The 21,252-nt window shown below is 57.3% G+C and carries 19 protein-coding genes and 1 riboswitch; of the genes, 8 read left to right on the top strand and 11 right to left on the bottom strand.

Going from position 1 to position 21,252, the window contains the following annotated elements; all coding sequences use genetic code 11:
• Positions 1 to 6: 6 nt before the first annotated feature.
• Genes glyS through AC2FH8_RS00435 form a run of 3 tightly spaced genes read right to left on the bottom strand, consistent with a single transcriptional unit; the run spans position 7 to position 4,007 of the window.
• A complete protein-coding gene (gene glyS / locus AC2FH8_RS00445) occupies positions 7 to 2,271 on the bottom strand; it encodes a glycine--tRNA ligase subunit beta (protein WP_496687544.1) in 2,265 nt (754 codons plus the stop codon).
• Between the two features lie 9 nt (positions 2,272 to 2,280).
• Entirely contained in the window at positions 2,281 to 3,483 is a 1,203-nt protein-coding gene (gltS, locus tag AC2FH8_RS00440) for a sodium/glutamate symporter (protein ID WP_496687541.1), read from the bottom strand.
• Positions 3,480 to 4,007, bottom strand: a complete 528-nt coding sequence (locus AC2FH8_RS00435; protein ID WP_142634525.1) for a DUF6446 family protein — start codon at positions 4,005 to 4,007, stop codon at positions 3,480 to 3,482. The genes gltS and AC2FH8_RS00435 overlap by 4 nt, the downstream gene beginning before the upstream one ends.
• Before the next feature lie 92 nt (positions 4,008 to 4,099).
• On the opposite strand from AC2FH8_RS00435, the gene AC2FH8_RS00430 reads away from it, so the two are divergent.
• Positions 4,100 to 4,732 (top strand): MarC family protein, encoded by a 633-nt coding sequence (locus AC2FH8_RS00430; RefSeq protein WP_142634527.1) that lies wholly within the window; start codon positions 4,100 to 4,102, stop codon positions 4,730 to 4,732.
• An 8-nt stretch (positions 4,733 to 4,740) separates the two neighbouring features.
• Here the strand turns inward: AC2FH8_RS00430 and AC2FH8_RS00425 are convergent, their stop codons facing one another.
• The gene (locus AC2FH8_RS00425) at positions 4,741 to 5,670 is read right to left on the bottom strand and encodes a glycine--tRNA ligase subunit alpha (protein WP_496687531.1); all 930 of its coding nucleotides are present in this window, start codon (positions 5,668 to 5,670) and stop codon (positions 4,741 to 4,743) included.
• A gap of 204 nt (positions 5,671 to 5,874) precedes the next feature.
• On the opposite strand from AC2FH8_RS00425, the gene AC2FH8_RS00420 reads away from it, so the two are divergent.
• Positions 5,875 to 7,611, top strand: coding sequence for a serine protease (locus AC2FH8_RS00420; protein WP_496687528.1), 1,737 nt, complete (start codon positions 5,875 to 5,877; stop codon positions 7,609 to 7,611).
• 45 nt (positions 7,612 to 7,656) lie between these two features.
• Here the strand turns inward: AC2FH8_RS00420 and AC2FH8_RS00415 are convergent, their stop codons facing one another.
• From AC2FH8_RS00415 to metZ, 5 genes are all read right to left on the bottom strand, one after another.
• Positions 7,657 to 9,240, bottom strand: coding sequence for a thiamine pyrophosphate-binding protein (locus tag AC2FH8_RS00415; RefSeq protein ID WP_496687525.1), 1,584 nt, complete (start codon positions 9,238 to 9,240; stop codon positions 7,657 to 7,659).
• Positions 9,240 to 10,688 carry a TrkH family potassium uptake protein gene (locus tag AC2FH8_RS00410; protein ID WP_142634535.1) on the bottom strand — a complete coding sequence of 483 codons (1,449 nt, stop codon included), beginning with the start codon at positions 10,686 to 10,688 and terminating at the stop codon, positions 9,240 to 9,242. Before AC2FH8_RS00410 ends, AC2FH8_RS00415 begins: the two co-directional genes overlap by 1 nt.
• Before the next feature lie 50 nt (positions 10,689 to 10,738).
• Positions 10,739 to 11,500, bottom strand: coding sequence for a hypothetical protein (locus AC2FH8_RS00405; RefSeq protein WP_281994798.1), 762 nt, complete (start codon positions 11,498 to 11,500; stop codon positions 10,739 to 10,741).
• 275 nt (positions 11,501 to 11,775) lie between these two features.
• Positions 11,776 to 12,879: a GTP cyclohydrolase FolE2 gene (gene folE2, locus AC2FH8_RS00400; RefSeq protein WP_142634540.1), complete on the bottom strand. Its 1,104-nt coding sequence runs from the start codon at positions 12,877 to 12,879 to the stop codon at positions 11,776 to 11,778.
• Positions 12,880 to 13,050: 171 nt separating this feature from the next.
• Positions 13,051 to 14,241 carry an O-succinylhomoserine sulfhydrylase gene (gene metZ, locus AC2FH8_RS00395; protein ID WP_281994799.1) on the bottom strand — a complete coding sequence of 397 codons (1,191 nt, stop codon included), beginning with the start codon at positions 14,239 to 14,241 and terminating at the stop codon, positions 13,051 to 13,053.
• A 62-nt stretch (positions 14,242 to 14,303) separates the two neighbouring features.
• A riboswitch (SAM riboswitch) is annotated at positions 14,304 to 14,381 on the bottom strand.
• 130 nt (positions 14,382 to 14,511) lie between these two features.
• Between metZ and AC2FH8_RS00390 the strand changes: the two genes are divergently transcribed.
• The 4 genes from AC2FH8_RS00390 (at position 14,512) to AC2FH8_RS00375 (ending at position 17,103) form a co-directional block, all read left to right on the top strand.
• Positions 14,512 to 15,201: a glutathione S-transferase N-terminal domain-containing protein gene (locus AC2FH8_RS00390; protein ID WP_271946383.1), complete on the top strand. Its 690-nt coding sequence runs from the start codon at positions 14,512 to 14,514 to the stop codon at positions 15,199 to 15,201.
• A 60-nt stretch (positions 15,202 to 15,261) separates the two neighbouring features.
• On the top strand, positions 15,262 to 15,888 hold the full coding sequence (locus tag AC2FH8_RS00385; RefSeq protein WP_281994800.1) for a GNAT family N-acetyltransferase: 627 nt from the start codon (positions 15,262 to 15,264) through the stop codon (positions 15,886 to 15,888).
• Positions 15,889 to 16,024: 136 nt separating this feature from the next.
• Entirely contained in the window at positions 16,025 to 16,348 is a 324-nt protein-coding gene (locus tag AC2FH8_RS00380) for a 2Fe-2S iron-sulfur cluster-binding protein (protein WP_142634548.1), read from the top strand.
• On the top strand, positions 16,348 to 17,103 hold the full coding sequence (locus tag AC2FH8_RS00375; RefSeq protein WP_271946377.1) for an FG-GAP repeat domain-containing protein: 756 nt from the start codon (positions 16,348 to 16,350) through the stop codon (positions 17,101 to 17,103). Before AC2FH8_RS00380 ends, AC2FH8_RS00375 begins: the two co-directional genes overlap by 1 nt.
• Positions 17,104 to 17,189: 86 nt before the next feature.
• Here the strand turns inward: AC2FH8_RS00375 and purD are convergent, their stop codons facing one another.
• Entirely contained in the window at positions 17,190 to 18,452 is a 1,263-nt protein-coding gene (gene purD / locus AC2FH8_RS00370; protein ID WP_496687516.1) for a phosphoribosylamine--glycine ligase, read from the bottom strand.
• A gap of 75 nt (positions 18,453 to 18,527) precedes the next feature.
• Here purD and xseA point away from each other — a divergent pair, with 75 nt between their 5' ends.
• On the top strand, positions 18,528 to 20,021 hold the full coding sequence (xseA, locus tag AC2FH8_RS00365; protein ID WP_496687513.1) for an exodeoxyribonuclease VII large subunit: 1,494 nt from the start codon (positions 18,528 to 18,530) through the stop codon (positions 20,019 to 20,021).
• A gap of 12 nt (positions 20,022 to 20,033) precedes the next feature.
• Here the strand turns inward: xseA and AC2FH8_RS00360 are convergent, their stop codons facing one another.
• Positions 20,034 to 20,429, bottom strand: a complete 396-nt coding sequence (locus tag AC2FH8_RS00360) for a hypothetical protein (protein ID WP_496687511.1) — start codon at positions 20,427 to 20,429, stop codon at positions 20,034 to 20,036.
• 133 nt (positions 20,430 to 20,562) lie between these two features.
• Here AC2FH8_RS00360 and AC2FH8_RS00355 point away from each other — a divergent pair, with 133 nt between their 5' ends.
• Entirely contained in the window at positions 20,563 to 21,201 is a 639-nt protein-coding gene (locus AC2FH8_RS00355) for a lysoplasmalogenase family protein (protein ID WP_496687509.1), read from the top strand.
• Positions 21,202 to 21,252: the final 51 nt, after the last annotated feature.

The raw sequence follows: 21,252 nt of genomic DNA, 5'->3' as shown, positions 1-21,252 counted from the left end.
AGAGCGTTAACCTTCGATCCGGGCCAGATCGGCCACGCTGGAACAGACCTTCCTGATCTGGCTGAGCAGGTTCAGACGGTTGCGGCGTAGGATGTCATTGTCGGTATTGACCTGCACATCCTCAAAGAACGCATCCACCGGCCTGCGCAGCGCGGACATAGCCGTCATCGCGGCCGGGAAATCTTCGGACGCCAGCGCTGTGTCGATCTGTGCCTTAGCCTGATCCAATGCCGCAAACAGTGCTTTCTCGCTGTCTGTTTCGGCGAATTTCACATCCGCGCCATAGGAGTACTCGACCCCATCCTTTTCCTCGGCCTGAGACAGGATATTGTTGGCTCGCTTGAACCCCTGCACGAGGTTTTCGCCATCCTCGGTCGCAATCACCGCGTTCAGCGCGCGGGCACGTTTGACCAACAGGTTGAGGTCGTCATTGCCCTCCATCGCGATACAGGCGTCGATGATATCGTGCCTGATACCCTCATCGCGTAGGAAGGTCTTGAGGCGGTCGTGGAAGAAAGAGAGGAGGTTTGTTTCAAGGTTGGCACCTAACAATACGCTCAAATCCAGCGGTCCATAACGGCGCTCGTATTCTGCAACTTCGGCTTCGATCTGCTCGACACTCCGATTTCCAAGTCCTTCGTCTCGAAGGGATTCCACCTCACTTACTGACATGCCAAGATAGTTGGCCACTTGCTCAAGCCGGTGACGCTCGGTACCGGACGACTTAACTACCCTATCCGCGACAAAGCCCACATTTCCTGTTTTCAACATTGGGATTAGGGGCAACCTCAACCCATTCTCCAAAACCAACCGAATAACCCCCAACGCCGCTCGACGCAGGGCAAACGGGTCCTTCGAACCGGTCGGCTTTTCATCAATCGCCCAGAACCCGGTCAGCGTGTCCAGCTTATCCGCCAGCGCCACGGTCACTGACAAAGGCGCGGTTGGCACGTCGTCTGACGGGCCCAGCGGCGAGTAGTGCTCTTGCGCCACGGCGGCCACGGCGGCGTCTTCGCCTGCAGCCTCAATATAGTACCGCCCCATAAGCCCCTGAAGTTCGGGGAATTCATAGACCATTTCCGAGCTCAGATCGGCCTTGGCCAGACGCGCGGCTTTCTCGGCCTGATCCGCATCTGCTCCGACCACTGGGGCCAGTTCGCGGGCTAGTGCCGCGATTCGGTCGATCCGTTCCGCCTGTGTGCCCAGCTTGTTATGGAAGGTCACGTTCTCCAGCGCGCAGGTCCATTGGGTCATATCCGACTTGGCAACGCGCAGGTCATTCTCCCAAAAGAACTTGGCATCCGCCAGACGGGCCGACAGCACCTTCTGGTTCCCCGCCAGAATGGTCGCGCCATTGTCGGCGGTCTCGCGGTTGGCGACGGTGATAAAGCGTTCAATCCGGCCCGTTTTGGGGTTCTTCACGGAAAAGAATTTCTGGTGTTCCTTCATCGAGGTTTGCAGCACCTCAGGCGGCAGCTCCAGAAACTCTTCGTCAATCTGCCCCATCAGCACCACGGGCCATTCGACCAGCCCGGCCACCTCGGCCAGCAGACCCTTGTCGTCGACCACTTCCAGACCCGCGGCAAACGCCATGTTCTGCGCGTCGTTCCAGATGTGTTCGGCGCGTTCCTCAGGTGACAGCACAACAAAAGCGCGTTTCAGCTTGGCGGCGTAATCCTCGAACGATGTTACAGAAAACTGGTTCGGGGCCATAAAGCGGTGACCCTCGGTTGTGTCGCCGGATTTGATCCCTTCGACCTCAAGAGGCACGACCTGCGCTCCGGTCTCATCATTGAGGATGCACAGGATCGAATGCAGCGGACGCACCCAGCGCATCGACCCACTGCCCCAGCGCATCGACTTGGGCCAGGGGAAATTGCGTATGGTCGCCTCAAGCACTTCGGCCACGATATCAGTCGCCGGTCGCCCGGGCTTTTCGATCATCGCGAAATACACCGTGCCTTTGGGCGTTTCGCGCTCTTCAAGCTGATCACGGGTTACACCGGCGCCGCGCAGGAAGCCTTCGATGGCCTGATCCGGTGCGCCCACTTTCGGACCCTTGCGTTCTTCGCGGATGGACGGGCTTTCGGCCAGCAAGCCTTCGACCACCAAAGTCAGACGACGGGGCGTGGTCAGTGAGGCAGCCCCGGCATAGGTCAGACCGGCCTCGACCAAACCATCGGTGATCCGCTTTTTCAGGTCTTCACCGGCACGGGTTTGCATGCGTGCAGGGATTTCCTCGGAAAACAGTTCGATCAGCAGGTCGGGCATAGTCAGTCCTTAGAAATTGACGATCGTCTGGATGACGATGGCATTGGCGATATCCACAAAGAATGCGGATACAAGGGGCAGTACGATAAAGGCAATAGGGGACGGGCCATATCGCTTGGTTACGGCGGTCATATTGGCGATGGCGGTGGGGGTCGCGCCCAGCGCAAACCCACCGAAGCCTGCGGCCAGAACCGCGGCGCGATATCCCGACCCCATCACCGGAAACAACACGTAGATAACGAAGATGACCGTAAAGGCGGTTTGTGCCGCCAGTACGACCAAAATGGTCACACCAAGTTCCGCAATCGTCCACAACTGCAGGCTCATCAGCGACATGGCCAGAAAGGTACCCAACGCAAGCTCTGAAACCAGCCCAAGCGCGGATGTGCGGCTGACGGGAACTGCATTTGGCCGCAACCAACTGCGCAGGTTGCCGATCAAAATGGCAATGATCAGACAAGGTACAAACAGGGGAAGTTTCAGGCCGGCCTCTGCGATCAGAACATTCACACCGTAGCCAACGATAATGGCAAGATGGAGGTACAGCATGACCCGCATCAGACCAAGCGGCGTAATATCGGGATAACGCTGTTCTTCGGTTGCCACACCAACTGTCAGTTCTTCGTTGGGGCGGTCGGGGGTCAGATTATAGCGTTCGACAAGATACTTGGCCACGGGACCACCAACCACCGCGGCCAACACCAGGCCCAATGTCGCCACTGCGACCCCCAACTCGGTCGCGCCTTCCAACCCAGTTACGGCGCCAACGTCCGGCGCCCACGCGATGGCGGTTCCATGCCCTCCGATCAGGGCAGCTGATCCGAATAACACTCCGGACTGGGCAGGAAAGCCAAATGCAACTGCCCCGACGGCACCAATGCCGTTTTGCATGATGATGGTGATCAGTGTCAGAACCAACAGCAAGAACAGAGGTTTGCCGCCGGTAAGCAGATCCAGGAACCGGGCATTCAGGCCGATTGCCGCAAAAAACAGCACCAGCATGTAATCCCGCGTGGCCATCTCAAAATCGAATGAGATGCCTGTGGCCATGTATAATCCCAACATCACCAGCGCTGCGACCAACCCGCCGCTGACCGGTTCGGGTATGTTGAAGCGCTGAAGCAGTTTCACCTGCGTGTTCAACTCCGCCCCCAAAAGATAGACAGCCAGACCCAACGTGGCGGCGATCATATCCGGGATGAGATAAGTCATTGCCCCGTTTCCGGTTGCTGCGGGCATTCCTCTCCGACGACCGTGCCGTCATAGGCCTTTTCCCCGCAGTTGTTCAGCGCGTGCCAAACATAGCCTTTTCCATCCTGGGTTACAGCGACGATCCGGTCCACGCCAAAGTGTATATTCTTAGCCCCGATAAAGGCCTGCGCCTGACCAGTCTGCAACGCGTTGGCAATCTCGATGGCATCGTAGCACTCAAACCATCCGGGCGCCGTCAACGGTTCGGGGTCATTGGCGGTCTGATAACCAGCCAGATCTGCGGGCGTCAGGTCAGTTTCAAAACAGGCGCGGTATCGAATCGGAGAGCTGTCGGCATCAATCGCCTGAAAGTCCGTATAGGCGATGGTCTCGGGCTCATCTGCGCCGATTGCAAGCAAACGGACATCCTGTCCCGGCTTTGAGACCACTCCATAATAAAAGCCGTAAACTTGCAGATAGTACATGGCCCCACCAGCCAGAACAGCCGACCCAAGAAGGAGAATAGCAAGTAGTTTTCCGGTCATCGTTCGAGCATCCTATTCACGTGGCCTCTTTCATTGAGGTCGAAAATGGGCCAGTTTCCAACCTGATACAGGCTGACTTTAGGGTAATGAAAATGGACACGACTCTCGCCGCAGGTTTTTTCGGCGCGCTTTTTGCGATCATGAACCCGATCACCAACTTGCCCGTTTTTCTGAGCGTGACTGATGGTCTGACCCCCGCAGATCAACGCAAGGTTGCGGTGAAAACCGTCACCTACTGTCTGATCCTGGGCGGTGCTTTTGCAGCCATTGGCAGCAAGACATTGGGACTGTTCGGCATCAGCGTCAATGATCTGCGCGTTGCGGGCGGTCTTGTTGTCCTGATGATCGGCCTGAACATGCTGAGCGGCACCGAGAGCACGGCGCATCACGGAACCGAAGGCGAAAAGAAATCTTATCCCGAGGCCGACACCGTCGCCTTTTATCCGTTGGCCTTTCCCATCCTCGTTGGGCCTGGCACAATCACGACGTTGATCCTCTATGCACATCAAATGTCCAAACCTATGGACGTCATACTCTATGCGGGCGTTTTTCTGGCAGTGCTGTTTTTGCTGTTCGTCACATTCTGGAACGCCGCGGCGCTGTCCAAGCGGCTTTCGGACAACGCTCGGGTGATCATGAGCCGCTTTATGGGTATGATCCTGTCCGCCATCGCCATCAGCATGATCGCGGACGGGCTTAAAGTTCTGCTTCCCGGTTTGGCGTAACTGCCGCATCAGACCTCGTACCCGGCGGCATCGGTCTGAACGAAGGCGTCAGCGCATTGCTTTGCCAAGGCCCGCACGCGCCCGATATAGGCCTGCCGTTCCGTCACCGAGATCACGCCACGCGCATCCAACAGGTTAAAGATATGTGATGCCTTGATACACTGATCATAGGCCGGGTGCGCCATTACGATACGCTTGCCGGTTTTTGGATCGTCATGCTCTTGCGCCAGAATACTGGCGCATTCGGACTCGGCCTCTTCGAAATGGCGCAGTAGGACTTCGGTGTTGGCCACGTCAAAGTTCCAGCGGGCATATTCTTCTTCGGTCTGTTTGAATATGTCACCATAGGTCAGCGGGCTGGGTGACTGCGGATCGTTGAAGGGCATGTCCATCACGTGATCAACACCCAGCACATACATCGCCAGCCGCTCCAACCCATAGGTCAATTCACCTGAAACCGGCGCGCAGTCATGGCCTCCGACCTGTTGGAAATAGGTGAACTGGCTGACTTCCATGCCGTCGCACCAGACCTCCCAGCCCAGGCCCCATGCGCCCAGGGTTGGGCTTTCCCAGTCATCCTCGACAAACCTGATGTCATGCAAATCCATGTCGATGCCGATTGCCTCAAGGCTGCCCAGATACAACGCCTGCAGGTCCGGCGGGCTAGGCTTGATCAACACCTGATACTGGTAATAGTGCTGCAAGCGATTGGGGTTCTCGCCATAGCGCCCATCTGTTGGGCGGCGCGAGGGCTGTACATAAGCTGCGGCCCAGGACTTGGACCCCAACGCGCGCAAAGTGGTCGCGGGATGGAATGTCCCTGCCCCGACCTCCATGTCATAGGGCTGCAGAATGGCGCAGCCTTTTGACGCCCAATAGGTCTGAAGGCGCAGGATGATCTCCTGAAAAGAGCGAGGTGCGTTGGACTTAACGGTCATCACATTCCCTTTGGACGCCATTGCGCCCTGTTCCGGTGGGTTTTGCCCTTCCTATGCAAGGGGCCAAGGGGCGTCAACGGGACAGTGTGCCCGGGAAGCCACTGAGCGGCCGAACTGGAAATTCCCCGTATTCCAGGCATGGTGTTTCAACCCGCATATCGCGTACTCTTCATCGCAGAAAAACACCGCGGACACAGGCACACAATGAGACGCATATTAACGGTAATTTCAGTTCTTTTCCTTTTCGGCGTGCGGGCATCATTTGCTCAGCAAGACGGAGGTGTTTGGGTCCAGGTCGAGGCGCAGCCTTCGCTGCGTGAAGCCCAGGAACGCGCACAAGCCTATTCTGGCGCGTTGCCAGACGTGAATGGATTTCGCCTGAATTCGGGCTGGTATGCCATTGTTATCGGCCCGTATCTGCGCGGCGATGCCGAGCAAGTTCTGCGGGTGTACCGTGCAGAGGGGCAAATTCCAGCCGACAGCTTTATCGCCTTCTCGAACACTCTGGGGCAGCAGTTCTGGCCGGTCAGTGCGAATACTCAGGACCAGGCCGCTGTGACAGCGCCGGTCGCACCTGAACCGGAACAACCAGTGGCCGAGGCAACCCCGCAAATTGCCGATGAAACCAGATCACAGGCGCTGCAAAGCGAACGATTGCTGAGCGCGCAGGAGCGTATGGGCCTTCAAACCGCACTTCAGGCAGCCGGTTTCTACAATTCGACGATTGACGGTGCCTTTGGTCAGGGGACACGCCGCTCGATGGGCGACTGGCAAAGTTTCAACGGATACGAGGCGACCGGGGTTCTGACGACGGCACAGCGCAAGGCCCTGATGGATGACTATAACGCGCCACTAATCAGCGCCGGAATGCAGCGCTACACAGACCCACAGGCAGGTATCGAGATGGCCATGCCGCTGGGTGTGGTTGCATTCGACCGTTACGAGGCCCCCTTCGTGCATTTCAACGGCTCGACCGACCTGAATGCTCAGGCCCTGCTGATCAGTCAGGATGGCACCAAAGCAACCCTGCGGGCCCTTTTTGAAGTCATGCAGTCGCTGGAAATCGTTCCGCTTGAAGGCCCTCGCCAGCTGCGCGGTGACAGCTTTACGCTGGAAGGTCGCGGCAATGACATTGTATCCTATACCGAGGCCAAGCTGAAAGATGGTCAGATTAAAGGTTTTACCCTGGTCTGGCCCGAAGGGGACGAGGCGCGCCGTACCCGCGTTCTTGCCGCCATGAAAGCGGGCTTTAGCACCACTGATGCGGTTCTTAACGCCGCCGCCGGATCGGACGCTGTGCAAAGCATTGATCTTGTATCCGGCCTGCAGGTTCGCAAACCGCGCCTGTCACGCTCGGGGTTCTTTGCGGATGCCAAAGGCACCGTCCTGACCGTGACCGAGGCGGCAGATAGCTGCTCGCGGATCACGCTGGACGGCGCGCACGAGCTTGAGGTCGCCTCGACCGATCCCAATATCGGCATCGCCGTTCTGCGGCCAAGCCGCGACCTTTCCCCGATCAGCGTGGCCGAGTTCAGCAGCACCAAGCCGCGGATTCAGTCCGAGGTTGCGGTCTCCGGATTCTCGTATCAGGGCGTTTTGGGCGGTCCGACGCTGTCATATGGGCAGATCGCCGACCTGCGCGGCCTGAACGGTGAGGATGGCGTGAAGCGTCTGGCGCTGGCCACCCAACCCGGCGATGCAGGAGGCCCCGTGTTTGACGGCAACGGTCAGGTGGTCGGGATGCTTTTGCCGACCCCGACGAATGGGCGGACCCTGCCCGCCTCGGTCAGCCTGTCTGCCAATACAGAGAGCCTGAACAAGGCGCTGAGCAAGGCTGGGCTGGCAGGTCAATCCAGCGCCACCGCCGCCACGCAGGTCTCACCCAATGAGCTTAGCCGCCGGGCAAATGGGATGACTGTTCTGGTACAATGCTGGGATTGAGTTCGTAAAATCGCGCATTAACGCCGCCCATCCGGGCGGCGTTTTTTATTCTGCGCGCCATATGTCCGGAGTGATCCGGATCAATGTCGGCCCCTTAGCGGAAAACGCTTTTCGCACCGCAGACTGCATGTCTTCCAGTGTTGAGGGCGCAGCAGACAAGGCGCCGAATGCCTCGGCCAGTTTGCAAAAGTCAGAATTTCGCGCAACGACAGCATTCGGCGCGATCTGACTGCCCACCATGCTGTCTTCGATCTCTTTCAGCTTGCCATTGTCCCAAAGAATGATCGGCAGGGGCAAACCCAGCTCTACCGCCACGCCCAATTCCATCATCGTGTAGTGAAAGCCATAATCCCCAGCAATCACAGCAGTCGGCCTGCCCGGCCGCGCGATAGCGCCACCTATTCCAGCCGGCAACGCATAGCCCAGCGTGCCAAAGCCGTTCGGGTGGTGCCAATGATAGGGGAAAGGCATTTCCCACACCCCCTTGGCAACATAGGCGAACTGGGTCATGTCAGAATACACCATCACATCCGCTGGCATTGCCTTACGCAAGGCATCCAACACCGGGACAATACCGGGCCGTTCCGCATCAATCTCGGCGCGCCATTTACTGCGGGCTTCGGAGACCTCATCCGAGGACCAGCCATTTGCCGGTTTGACATGGTCAATAGACGCCCACATCGCGTGGGCAAAGCTTCCGCCATCCGCCTGCAACTTGACAGAGGCCCGATGATGGTCCGACAGGACCTGAGGGTCCAGATCAATGCGGATCATATTGGCCGTATGCCCCAGCGCATCGCGCCACAGATCGACCTCACCCAGCTCGGCTCCGACGACCACCACAAGATCGGCGGAGGCGATGATCCGGGCGCTTTCGGGACGAGACAAGGCAGCGCCAAAATCCAACGCATAATCCAACCCCACCATTCCACGCCCCGCATAGGTGGTGAAACAGGCCGCTCCGATCTGTGTCAGAATCTGCCGCCACAAGTTTGATCTTGCACCACCTCCCAGAACGAACAGCGGCCTGCGCGCAATGTTCAGCATCGACAAGACCGGCGCGACGTCCGGCGGCAGAGCCTTTGTCCGCAAACCCGGCTGGTTCGGGAATGGGGCTGGGTCAGCCTGTGCCTTAAGTTGCGAAATCGGCACCTGTATGTGCTTGGGTCTGGGGCGGCTCAACGCGAACTCTTCGAAAGCACGTTCAACCAGGCCATAGGCGGCCGAAGCTGTATTAGCCTGCAACGACCAATCCGCGACCGTTTCTCCGGCGGCACGTTGATCCTTCATCTGATGAAGCTGTCCCTGCAGCGCCTGATCATCATCAAGGCAGGAGGACAGCACCAGCATTGGCACCGAATCCGAATACCCCTGCCCCATGGGTGTCATGATGTTGCACAGCCCAGGCCCTGTGATCACATAGGCCACGCCAGGATTGCCGCTTGCGCGCGCATATCCGTCCGCCATGAAACCGGCCCCCTGCTCGTGACGCGCAAGAACATGGGTGATGCCGGCTTCTTCGATCCCGCGATACATCTCTTGATTATGGACGCCGGGGATACCAAAAATCACATCAACACCCCGATCCCGGAGCATGTGCGAGATTTGAGCGCCAAGTGGTCTTTTCATCAACTTCTCCAGAAATGGACTGTGAACAGCGCATAGACCGCGAGCAGTTCAAGCCGACCGACCAGCATCCCCGCAGATAGTAACCATTTGGCTGTATCGCTGAGCCCGCTGAAATTACCCGCTGGTCCGATCTGATCCCCAAGGCCCGGACCAACATTGGCCAACGCTGTTGCTGCACCCGAGACAGAGGTAATGAAATCCAGCCCGGTCAGCGCCAGCGCCCATGCCAGAAAACCCAAAGACAATACGAAGAACATGAAAAAGCTCATGACCGAAGTCAGGACATCCGTTCCGATGGGACGCCCATCATAGAGAGGCATGAACACCCCATGCGGTGAACGGATACGCCGGATTTGAGTTTTGATGGATGCAAACAGCAGTTGATAGCGGAAAATCTTGATCGAACAGGCAGTTGATCCCGCACACCCTCCGATCAGGCCAATCAGGAAGAACACCATGATCGGAAAACTGCCCCAACCCATATAATCGACGCTGGCATATCCGGTACCTGAAATGATCGATGTGATGTTGAACAGCGATTCCCGCACCGCCTGTTCCCAGTGATGCGGAAAGACAGAGGTCAAAAACACCGCCATGACGGCTACAAGAATCAGGATCGTGGCCAAAAACGCCCGAATCTGACTGTCGCGGAACAGGGAGCCGGTGCTGCCATTGGCAAACTGAACATAACGCACAAATGGCAGGGCAGCGAGGATCATGAAAATCGACGCCGCATATTCCGCCGGACCCGAGAAGGTACCGAACGATGCATCATAGTTTGAAAACCCACCGGTCGAGATTGTGGTCATAGAATGAACCACGGCGTCAAAAAAGCTCATGCCAAGACCGGTGTAAACAAGCGCGCAGACCACGGTCAGGAACACGTAGATCAGGGAAATCTGGCCTGCGATTTCTTGCGCCCGCGGCAGGATCTTACCCATGGTTTCGAAACCTTCCGAACGGAAGATCTGCATTCCTCCGACCCGAAGCTCGGGCAGAAAAACCATTGCAACAACGATGATCCCGATACCGCCCAGCCATTGCAGCACACCGCGCCACAAAAGCAACCCCTGCGGCAGCCCGTCGAGCCCGGAAATCACGGTCGATCCCGTGGTCGTAAGGCCAGACATGGCCTCGAAATAGGCATCTACAAAGCGCAACTCGGTTTCCCCGAACAGGAAAGGAATTGCCCCAAATAAAGGCAAAGCCACCCAAACGCCGGTCGTGAGCAGAAAGGTCTGACGGATCGTCAACCCTTCGCCAACGCCATTTGAGCAGCTCATAGAAAGGACAGCGCCGGTCAGAATGGTGATAACGCTGCTTTCAAGGAATACATGCCATTCGCCGCGGCCCTCGATAAGGTCCGCAAGCATGGGCAACATCATGGTCGCCCCAAGAATGGCGACCAACAGGCCAATCACATATCCTACCGGGCGCATGTCCGTCATGAGGCGCAGCGTTGGCGCGCCTGCACGACTGTGTCAAGCGGATGTCCCGATTACTTTTCGGTTTTGCCGCTCGAGACGGGCATCACGGGCGGTTTCGAAGGCGCGCGTGACCGGCGTGCAGCTGCCGCCTGTCCCGACTGAGCCTTCGGCGCGGCCGGATTTGTAGGTGCAGGTTTGGCGGTTGCAACCCGATCTGCCTTCACCTTGGACGCTACGGGTTTAACAGCTGCGGTTTTTGCAACAGCAGCGTCGATCGCTGCGGCGGGAGCAGCAGTTTTTGCCACTGCAGGTCTGACTGCAGCAGGTTTAGCGGCTTCTACTTTGGGCGTTTCAGATTTGGCAGTTACGGTTTTGGTAACTGCAGGCTCTGCCGTAGCGGCTTTGGGGGCAGCGGGCCTAGCTGCGACCTTTGGGGCTGCGCCTTTTGCCACTGCAGGTTTTGCCGCGGACTTGGTCTGTGCCTTTTTCGCACCCCCCGACGTTCTGGCTTTTGTCACAGGTTTCGCCAGGGCGGGCTTGGGCGATTCGGCCTTTGCCTTGACTTCTGCCTTTTTCTGGACGGCCACTTTGACCTTTGCCGCAGGTTGCGGATCAGCATTGACCACAGGCATCGCCTGAGATTTGAACTCAGGTGCCTTCACGTCAGCAACAGTCTTTTCGGAGGCGACACGCAGGGCCTGAACCTGGGCGAAGGGCAGTTCAATCGCAGAGTTGGTCAGAATTTGCATGATTTTCAAATGGTTGGTCATTGCCTCACCGGCAAATCGAATTGCTGCTGCCTGAAATTCAAATGGCTGGGTAAACGGGTTCATGAGGTTGTTCTCCTGTGAAAGTGATGCAACCCGCGAATGAGTAAAGAACCCTGCCCGCCCTGACAAAACGGGCGGATTACGTTGCCTTGCAGTCCTTGGCGTCGCACGTGCCGGCTTCCTGATTGAGTGAAATGATCACCAGAACAGTGACCACGAGATGGCTGCATTCAAGGATAGTTTACAGCAAGAACTTCGCGCTTGCAGCATTTATCGCTGCAATGCGGCGAAATTTCACCACGCCGGCACTTAATCAAGGCTTTACAAAGGTTTAACACCTATCCGACATGAAACAATGTCGTAAACAGCCTCGGATCCAGGCTGGAGGACACAAAGGTCGGGCCCTCAGTCAGAACAGAAACGGCATCATGGCTGTGCAGGCTTTCTTGATGGCTGGCGATCACTCGGAAATCGCCGATATGATGGTCTGCCAAAAGTTCGGCACAAAACAGGCGTGCCGCGTCTTCGACAAAAATCGGGTTTGCGGCGTTCAGCTCGGCAAAGGCCTGCTCATCTTCACGTTTGACCATGACCTGCGTCTCGGTCGGCACCGCCCTGCGACACAGCGCAATCAGATCTTCGAACCAGAGGCAATCGGCATCGCAATCGACCGCAACCGATATCCGCGCAACCGAGCGCTGCGAATGCGGCGTCGCCAGTTGCCCTCGTGTAGACCGCGCATGCTCGCTGAGCTCCAGAGAACATGGGCACGTCGAGGAATACACATAATCCAGATGCATGATCTTTTGACGCACGCCATTCTGTTCGACCAGTTCCAGGGCGATATCGTAATATTGATAGCCTTCCAGACCCGAACGCAGGCTTTGAGTCCTGTCCGGGTAAGAGAACCGCATCTGGATACGTGCGTCAAAGCTGTCCAGATCGGTCATATAGTCGTTCAGCGCAGCCTCGATCACCTCAAAGCTGAACGTGCGCTCAGCATGTTTGTAGAACGAACGCATGATACGGGACATGTTGATGCCCTTCTTTTCCGCATCAAGGCTGACAGTGCCAGTCACTGAGGTCTCCAGCGTCAGGTCGTCGCCCTGCTTGCGGTGAAACCGGATCGGCAGGCGGAAATTCGATATGCCAACATGTTGAATCTGTTGCTTCGCCCCACGGATCAGGCTGGAAGGTCCATTCTGAAGGTCAGGCAACGAGGCGCGGTAGGCCTCATCCACAGCAAACCCCTCGGGGTAATGCCGCGACAGGGATGGGTAGTTGACCGGCAGGAGCCCCGGCACAAGCCGCGCGACAGCAGGATCAAGCTGACCGATTTCAGCCTCAGTCGCGTTCTCGGCCCATTTCCGCAGGGTTTTCAACGCTGCCGCGGCCTCATCATTGTTGGGGGCGTCATCAATGTCACGGGGATACACGTTCATCGATCAGGGCTCCTCGGGTTGGTCGCCGGACTATATATATGTTCGACGCGATTTCCAGTCTAATGGTATACGCGCCGAAACACAGCCCGGATCGAAACTTCGTGATGGGCGCATCATGCGCACAAGTCACAAACCGTTTTCGAACCATGGCTAACAGTTCAGCTGACGCCCCTATTGCTGAGAAACGTCCAATGCGCGCTTGATATCGGCAAGAAGATCATCGGCGTCTTCCAGACCGACCGAGAACCGGATGAGGCCCGGAGCAATGCCCAGCTCAACTTTTTGGTCGTCACTCAATCTTTGATGTGTGGTGGTTGCCGGGTGGGTGGCAATCGACTTGGCATCGCCCAGATTGTTCGAAATCACCGGAATCGTCAGGGCGTTAAGGAAGGAAAATGCCGCCTCTTTTCCGCCCTTGATATCCAACGACAGCACTGTCCCGCCTTTGCCGCCAAGCTGCGTTTGTATCAGATCATTCTGCGCATGAGACTTCAGACCGGGGTAAAGCGTCCGCTCCAACGCCGGATGGCCCTCTAGCGCCTCGGCAATCTTCTGGGCGGTTTCGGCCTGTGCGTTGACCCGCAACGCCATGGTCTCAAGCCCTTTCAACATGATCCACGCGTTGAAGGGGCTAAGCGCGCCTCCGGTGTGTTTCATATAGGGCTCGACCGTACCACGGATGAACTCTTTGGTGCCGATGATGACACCACCCAGGGCGCGGCCCTGCCCGTCAATATGCTTGGTCGCCGAGTAGACAACCACGTCAGCCCCCTGAGCGATCGCGCGCGAGAAAACTGGGGTCGAGAACACATTGTCCACGATGACCGTTGCACCAACCGCATGGGCCAGAAGGGAAACGGCTGAGATGTCGATGACCTCAAGCGTCGGGTTGGACATAGATTCGAAGAAAACCGCTTTGGTGTCCGGGCGGATCGCAGCCTCCCATGCGTCAAGATCGGTACCGTCCACAAAGGTCACTTCAACCCCGAACCGGGTCAGCACGTTTTCCAGAATATACAGGCACGACCCGAACAGAGCCTTGGCAGAAACAACGTGGTCACCGGCTTGCAACATCGAAGTCAGTGCCGCATTCACCGCAGCCATTCCAGAGGCGGTGGCAAAAGCGTCTTCGCCCCCTTCCAGAGCCGCGATACGCTGTTCAAACATCGAAACTGTCGGGTTTCCATACCGAGCGTAAATGAACTCATCAGGGCCGGTTTCGATGAACCGCGCCTCGGCCTGCTCGGCCGTATCATAGACAAATCCCTGGGTCAGAAAGATCGCCTCGCTCACTTCGTTGTATTGGCTGCGGCGGGTGCCGCCATGGACGGCTTGTGTGCGCTTGTTCCAGCTCTCGCTCATGTCATTCCTTTCAGCCCCGCTTGGGAGGCAAACAAAAAACCCCAGACGCGGCCAAGCGAAAGGGGTCTTTCATCCTGACCTTTTAGCGGTGTTGTTTAACGTGGCCCGCAATCCGGTAACAAATCGCCACTTGATGAGGATGCATTTACGCCCCGTCCCAGATCACGTCAAGACCGGCTGCACCAAGGTCACGCTTTCGTAACACACCTGCGCGCCCTCTTGCCGAACGCGCTGAAACCTCCATGATCGCGTCCAGTTTGAGGAGATGACATGATCGATCTATATTTCTGGCCCACGCCCAACGGCTGGAAAGTGTCCATCGCTTTGGAAGAGATGGAGCTGCCCTATAAAACCCACCTGATCAACATCGGCCAAGGCGACCAGTTCGACCCCGAGTTCCTTAAGATCGCCCCCAATAACCGGATGCCCGCGATCGTCGATCCGAACGGACCCGGAGGGACGCCGGTATCTGTATTCGAAAGCGGCGCGATCCTGATGTATCTCGCCCGAAAAACCGGACGCTTCTATGGTGAAACTGAACGTGACCGGATCGCTGTCGAAGAATGGCTGATGTGGCAGATGGGCGGCATCGGCCCGATGGCGGGACAAGCACACCATTTCCTGAAATACGCACCTCAGCTGGACCCGCCGCAAGACCTGCCCTACCCCAAGGATCGCTACCGTGCCGAAGTCGGACGTCTTTACGGCGTTCTGGATCGCAGGCTGGCCGAGAACGAATATGTGGCCGGCAATTTCTATTCCATCGCCGACATGTCGATCTGGGGCTGGGCGAGCTTGTGGGAAGGGCAACAACAGGTGTTGGAAAACAAGCCTCACTTTACCCGCTGGTTGGAAACCGTAAGCTCTCGCCGCGGTGTGCAAGCGGGCCGCGCCTTGCATGCCGAGTTGCGCGGAGATCACCGTGACAGGCAATCGCAGGGCGTTTTGTTTAAACGATAAGCGAGGGTATTGTTTACACGGTATGTCGCATTTTCTGGATGCCAGAATCAGGAGTGAATTTTGACCGTCCTAGTACAACCGGCCTCCAAATCTGTTCCACCCGAGGCTCTCGCCGATCTTCTATGGAGCACAGATCCAAAACTAAACGGTTACATATTTGGAAAAATGGATGTCTTGCTTAAGATCATCGGAACAGAATGGCCCGCGCAACTAGGTTTGTATTCGTTCAAACATGCCTTCACGGCCATGCACCGTGGCAAAGTCGCCGGCCTCCTTATTGGGCATACAGAAGAAGAATATGCTGCGAATTTCGATTTTTCCGTCGATCATCAAGCTAATGCTCTTGGCGAAGATGAAGCCCGTCATCTAAAATCTGCCTTGCATTGGATGGATCGGTTGTTTCCCGCCCCGCGTCAAAACTCTTACTACATTCTCGAATTCGCTGTGAACCCAGACATGCAGGGTACAGGCATTGCCAGCCAACTCTTTGCAATAGCAACGAAACGGGCTTTGGCGGGTGGGTGCAATCAAATATGCCTTGATGTAGCTGCCAACAATGAAGCCGTTAGTTTTTATGAACATATTGGATTTAGCGTCGAAATTGAATCGCGCGTGCCCGTTTTGGACGACGAGCATGGAATAGGAATGCACCTGCACATGGTTCTAGAGATCGGTCAAAGCGACTGACATCGGTGCAGGCTCGATTGCAATATTGTCGATAAGAATATTCAGCCGCGACCGTTCATGTCGCAATTCCCACTGGAAACAGGCAACGCCCTTCACTAAGGAAGAAATCGACAATCGAAAAAGGAAGACGCACGCAATGGCAAAGATCACCTATGTCGAGCATGGCGGTACCGAGCACACTGTCGAGGTCGCCAACGGACTAACCGTCATGGAAGGAGCCCGTGACAACAACATTCCCGGCATCGAAGCGGATTGCGGCGGCGCCTGTGCCTGTTCGACCTGCCATGTCTATATCCACCCCGACTGGGTTGAGAAAATTCCCGGCAAGGATGACATGGAAGAAGACATGCTGGACTTTGCCTATGAGCCCGACCCTGCCCGTTCGCGCCTGACCTGCCAGATCAAAGTCACAGACGAGATGGATGGCCTGATCGTTCAGATGCCGGAAAAACAGATCTGATGCCCTGCAAAGCGCCGCGCCTACCCTACCGAACTTGGCAGGGTCAGGCCCGCGGCGCAGCGCTGACGTTGTGCTTCTGGCTGACGGGCCATGTCCCGCTGGCACTGGCAGAGACCGTCCCAGCCGCTCGTTTCACCGAGCCGACTACACGTTACGCCCACGGAGTTCTGGGTGATAACATCGAATATGGCGCGTTGGAGCTGACTATCCAAAGCGGAAATGTGACCATCCGTCTTCCATCTGATCGCGTATTTGAAGATCTCGCTCCACGGCTTGTGGACGTGGATCAGGATGGGACCCCCGAGGCCATTGTCGTTGAATCTCAGGACCAAGCGGGCGCTCAGTTGGCCATCTATGATGCCAGAGGCGATAAAATCGCCGCAACTCCGCATATCGGTACCCGCTTTCGATGGCTTGCTCCGGTCGGGGCGGCGGATCTGGATGGGGATGGCAATATCGAAATCGCCTATGTCGACCGCCCTCATCTGGCCAAGACATTGCGCATATGGCGCTTTGTCGACGGAGAATTAATCCAGATTGCCGCCCTACCAAGGCTGACAAATCATCGGATCGGCGAAGATTTCATCACAGGGGGTCTGCGCGACTGTGGCAATGGCCCGGAACTGGTTGTCGCGTCTGCGGACTGGCGCGAAATTGTCAGCATCCGCTTTGACAATGGCTGGGTGCAGCATCTGGTCGCCCCCTTTAGCCCGAAAGCAATGACCTCTGCGCTTAACTGCGTACCCTCGCCCTGACTGCAGCCCGCGTCAGAGGGCTGCCCGGCCCAAGCCCATTGACGCTGCATCTCTGATGCAGTGGCTGGGCGCGGGAGCCGTCGCGATTACAGCGCCCGCCATCCGATATCCCGGCGAAAGAACCCCTCTGGCCAGTTGATCCCGTCGATCAGCTCATAGGCGCGGTCACGCGCTTCCTGCAGGTTCTGGCCGCGTGCGGTGACATTCAATACCCGGCCACCACTAGAGACGATCTGACCGTCGGATTCTTTGGTTCCTGCGTGAAACACCATATTACCGCTATCTTCAGATACGTCATCCAGCCCTTTAATCACGCTGCCTTTTTGGTAGGCGCCCGGATAACCATTTGCGGCCATGACTACCGTCAAGGCGTGATCATCCGCCCAGTTTACACGCGCCTCGGCCAACCGGCCTTCTGCTGCGGCGTGCATCAGGTCCATCGCCTGCGCGCCCAGGCGCATCATCAGCACCTGACATTCCGGGTCGCCGAAACGCACGTTATATTCAACCAACCGTGGCTGGCCGTCTTTGATCATCAAACCAACATAAAGAACGCCCTGAAACGGCGTTCCGCGCCGCTTCATCTCTGCCATGGTGGGGCGCACAATCTCGTTCATCGCGCGCTCTTCGATTACAGCGCTTAACACAGGAGCCGGAGAATACGCGCCCATGCCGCCGGTGTTCAGACCGGTATCGCCCTCGCCTACCCGTTTATGGTCTTGCGCCGTGCCAATGGACAGGATGCTTTCCCCGTCGCACAGCACGAACAGAGATGCCTCTTCACCTTCCATGAACTCTTCGACCACAACTTCGGCACCGGCACCACCAAAGGCTCCGCCAAACATGTCATCGATCGCATCCAAGGCCGTCGCTTCGTCCATCGCAACGATCACACCCTTGCCCGCGGCCAAGCCATCAGCCTTGACGACGATAGGTGCGCCCTGCTTTTTGATATAGGCTTTGGCTGGCTCGGCCTCGATAAACCGGGCGTATCCTGCGGTTGGAGCATTGGCGGCGTCGCAGATCTCTTTAGTAAAGCTCTTGGACGCCTCGAGACGTGCAGCCGCGGCCGAGGGGCCAAAAACCAGGACACCAGCCTCGCGCAAACGATCCGCAACCCCCGCAGCCAATGGCGCCTCGGGGCCGACGATCACAAAGTCGATCGCGTTCTCATCCGCAAATCTGACCACCTCACCGCCATTTTCGATGTCCAGTGCCGCACATTCGGCGATCCGGGCAATCCCAGCATTGCCCGGAGCCACGATCAGGCGGTCACATTTCGGGTTTTGCATCACCGCCCAGGCCAGGCTGTGTTCGCGCCCACCACTGCCGAGAATGAGGATGTTCATGACTGCTCTCCGATCTGCTTGGCCTCGCCTTCCGCGCGTTCTAAGCTGGCCGAGCATTTGACACAAGGCGCTGAAATGTCCGACCTGCTTGACGACCCCATTCCCGGCCAAAATACCCCTGAATACACTGTTTCCGACATCTCGGGCGAGGTGAAGCGGACGCTGGAAGGCAGTTTCGGCCGAATCCGTGTTCGGGGTGAAGTCGGTCGCGTGTTCAAAGCCAGATCTGGTCATCTGTACTATGACATCAAGGACGACAAGAACGTACTGGCCTGCACCACTTGGAAAGGCCAGGTTGCTGCCCTGTCCGTGGTTCCCGAGGAAGGTCTGGAAGTGGTCGTCACAGGCCGTCTGACCGCTTTTGGAGCGCAGTCCAAATACAATCTGAACGTGGATGAGGTTTCGGTGGCCGGACAGGGTGCCCTGATGGCCCTGCTTGAAAAGCGAAAGAAACAGTTGGAATCCGAGGGCCTGTTCGCACCCGAGCGTAAAAAGCCTCTGCCCTATCTTCCTCAGATCATCGGCGTGGTGACCTCACCCTCGGGCGCGGTGATCCGCGATATCCTGCACCGGTTGCGTGACCGGTTTCCGCGCAAAGTGCTGATCTGGCCTGTCGCCGTGCAAGGTTCGAATTGCGCGCCTGAGGTGGCGAACGCGATTACTGGTTTCAACCAACTGACCCCTGGCGGTGCGCTGCCACGACCTGACCTGATCATTGTCGCCCGCGGTGGCGGGTCAATCGAGGATCTCTGGGGGTTCAACGAAGAGATCGTGGCCCATGCTACGGCGGCATCAGAGATCCCGCTGATCTCGGCGGTTGGGCACGAGACCGACACGACCCTGATTGATTTTGTATCAGACCGCCGGGCCCCAACCCCCACGGCCGCAGCCGAGCTTGCGGTGCCCGTCCGCATGGAACTTTTGGCCTGGACCGGAGAGCAGGGCGCCCGCCTGTCCCGTGCAGCCACGGACGCTGTGCAAAGACGGTCGCAACGGTTGCGGGATTTATCCCGCGCATTACCACGCCCGGATAGCTTGTTGAACAACCCGCGACAACGCCTTGATTTAATTGCGGACCGACTGACACCAGCACTTGAGCGCGGCGTGCAAAACCGCCGTTTGCAAGTTGTGAAACTGTCCGCCCATCTGCGCCCGTCCACATTACGCTCACTGGTCGGAACCCGACAGGAAACACTGCGCAGCCTTTCGTCGCGCCTGTCTGTCCGGCCGATCCAGCGCGAAATCGACAGCCAACGGCAAAACATCAACCGCCTAGCCGAACGCTTGAGTACAGCGCAAGCCGCGCGTCTGGACCGGATGCGTCAATCCCTGGAAACCGCAGACCGGCTGCGTGAAACGCTCAGCTACAAGGCAACGCTGCAACGTGGATATGCGGTCGTACGCGCCGAAGGACAGGTACTGACAACCCGAAAACAGGCGGCAAATCACCAATCCTTTGACATTGAATTTGCAGATGGCGAATTGAAGACCGGCCCGTATACCGCGTCACCGTCAACTTCGAAAAAGCCGCCGAAAAAGGATGCGCCGGATCAGGGGTCGTTGTTCTGACCCCTGCACAGGCTAGACACCGACTTCGGGACCGTAACAGACCATCTCGGCGTCTGTGTCTTCGTTCTCATATAGTTCGGTCATCTCAGGATTTCCCTCGAACTGAGCGATCAGACCGCCGCCAGTTTCAGTGAATACCCAGCATTGCGGGTCATGTCGGTCTTCATAGACGAAACAGATCTGTCCTTCCTGCTCGTACCAGAGCCCTTCTTTGCAGTTCCCATCCAGAAAAGACCAAATCACGCGGCGATCCGGCAGATAACGCTCGACCCCATAGATCCTGCCTTCAAAGCCATAGAACAGGGTTTTTCCCAGCGTATAGCGGTCAAATTCCGCGCCGGACAGGGATGTGTCAGCACAAACCGCCGGGGCAGCCAACGACAACAGAATCGCAATTCGTTTCAGCATGGGTTCATTCTGTCAGATGGCAGGCCGCTAGGCCAATTCCCTTTTCATTCCAACCGGGTGCCTTCACGTCACCGATTGAGTTGTGCGGTTATGCGCTGCGAAAGTGTTCGGTACATGCTGCGGAGATAACTCTATGACCAATGCCCTCTTTCTGATTGCGACAGCTTGCGCTCTGGCTTACCTGCCATTGACCTCGCGTGGCGCTGGCGCTGTTCGGTCAATCCTAAAGACCCTATCCGTCGCAATTCTGGCGGTCATTGCCGCCCAAAGTGGCGCTCCATTTCTGTTGATCCTTGCGCTGGCATTCTGTGCGCTGGGGGACGCCCTTCTGTCCCGGGAAAGTGATGCCACCTTCATGGCCGGGATCGGTGCCTTTGCAACTGGTCATCTGGCCTATATCGGGCTGTTCCTGTCCCATCCGGCCAGCGACGCCGCGCTTATTCTGGAGAAGCCCGGATATTTCTGGTCTTTGATCCTCCTCGGTATTGTCGTAGTCACCCTATTACCGCCGCGTGCCGGAGACCTGAAATGGCCCGTTCTCGGGTATATTCCGATCATTCTGGGCATGGGTATCACGGTCCTGGCCCTGCCCGAGACAGGCGCGCTGCGTTGGGCTTTACCTGCGGCGTTGTCCTTTATCGCGTCCGACCTGATCCTGGCGACTGAGAAGTTTCTTCTGCCAGCGGACCATCCCAGCCGCCGTTTCACCTCCTATCTGGTTTGGGTATTGTATTGGGGGGCGCAAGCCGGTCTTCTGATCGCCTTCCTCTGACCCTTTGCAACTGCTGCAATTCCGCATTAGGTGAGAGGAACACCTGCGGAG

It is taken from the genome of Ruegeria sp. CDSC025, assembly GCF_059610805.1.
Note: the sequence above shows the minus strand (reverse complement) of the source record. Positions and strands in the feature narration are given on the sequence as shown.

Bases quoted from the DNA above. Each gene is read 5' to 3' on its own strand.
- AC2FH8_RS00360 (WP_496687511.1), bottom strand. From the start codon at position 20,429: ATGCTGAAACGAATTGCGATTCTGTTGTCGTTGGCTGCCCCGGCGGTT.
- folE2 (WP_142634540.1), bottom strand. From the start codon at position 12,879: ATGAACGTGTATCCCCGTGACATTGATGACGCCCCCAACAATGATGAG.
- AC2FH8_RS00410 (WP_142634535.1), bottom strand. From the start codon at position 10,688: ATGACGGACATGCGCCCGGTAGGATATGTGATTGGCCTGTTGGTCGCC.
- AC2FH8_RS00375 (WP_271946377.1), top strand. From the start codon at position 16,348: ATGCCCTGCAAAGCGCCGCGCCTACCCTACCGAACTTGGCAGGGTCAG.
- AC2FH8_RS00415 (WP_496687525.1), bottom strand. From the start codon at position 9,240: ATGAAAAGACCACTTGGCGCTCAAATCTCGCACATGCTCCGGGATCGG.
- glyS (WP_496687544.1), bottom strand. From the start codon at position 2,271: ATGCCCGACCTGCTGATCGAACTGTTTTCCGAGGAAATCCCTGCACGC.
- gltS (WP_496687541.1), bottom strand. From the start codon at position 3,483: ATGACTTATCTCATCCCGGATATGATCGCCGCCACGTTGGGTCTGGCT.
- metZ (WP_281994799.1), bottom strand. From the start codon at position 14,241: ATGAGCGAGAGCTGGAACAAGCGCACACAAGCCGTCCATGGCGGCACC.
- AC2FH8_RS00435 (WP_142634525.1), bottom strand. From the start codon at position 4,007: ATGACCGGAAAACTACTTGCTATTCTCCTTCTTGGGTCGGCTGTTCTG.
- AC2FH8_RS00380 (WP_142634548.1), top strand. From the start codon at position 16,025: ATGGCAAAGATCACCTATGTCGAGCATGGCGGTACCGAGCACACTGTC.
- xseA (WP_496687513.1), top strand. From the start codon at position 18,528: ATGTCCGACCTGCTTGACGACCCCATTCCCGGCCAAAATACCCCTGAA.
- purD (WP_496687516.1), bottom strand. From the start codon at position 18,452: ATGAACATCCTCATTCTCGGCAGTGGTGGGCGCGAACACAGCCTGGCC.
- AC2FH8_RS00405 (WP_281994798.1), bottom strand. From the start codon at position 11,500: ATGAACCCGTTTACCCAGCCATTTGAATTTCAGGCAGCAGCAATTCGA.
- AC2FH8_RS00390 (WP_271946383.1), top strand. From the start codon at position 14,512: ATGATCGATCTATATTTCTGGCCCACGCCCAACGGCTGGAAAGTGTCC.
- AC2FH8_RS00430 (WP_142634527.1), top strand. From the start codon at position 4,100: ATGGACACGACTCTCGCCGCAGGTTTTTTCGGCGCGCTTTTTGCGATC.
- AC2FH8_RS00420 (WP_496687528.1), top strand. From the start codon at position 5,875: ATGAGACGCATATTAACGGTAATTTCAGTTCTTTTCCTTTTCGGCGTG.
- AC2FH8_RS00355 (WP_496687509.1), top strand. From the start codon at position 20,563: ATGACCAATGCCCTCTTTCTGATTGCGACAGCTTGCGCTCTGGCTTAC.
- AC2FH8_RS00425 (WP_496687531.1), bottom strand. From the start codon at position 5,670: ATGACCGTTAAGTCCAACGCACCTCGCTCTTTTCAGGAGATCATCCTG.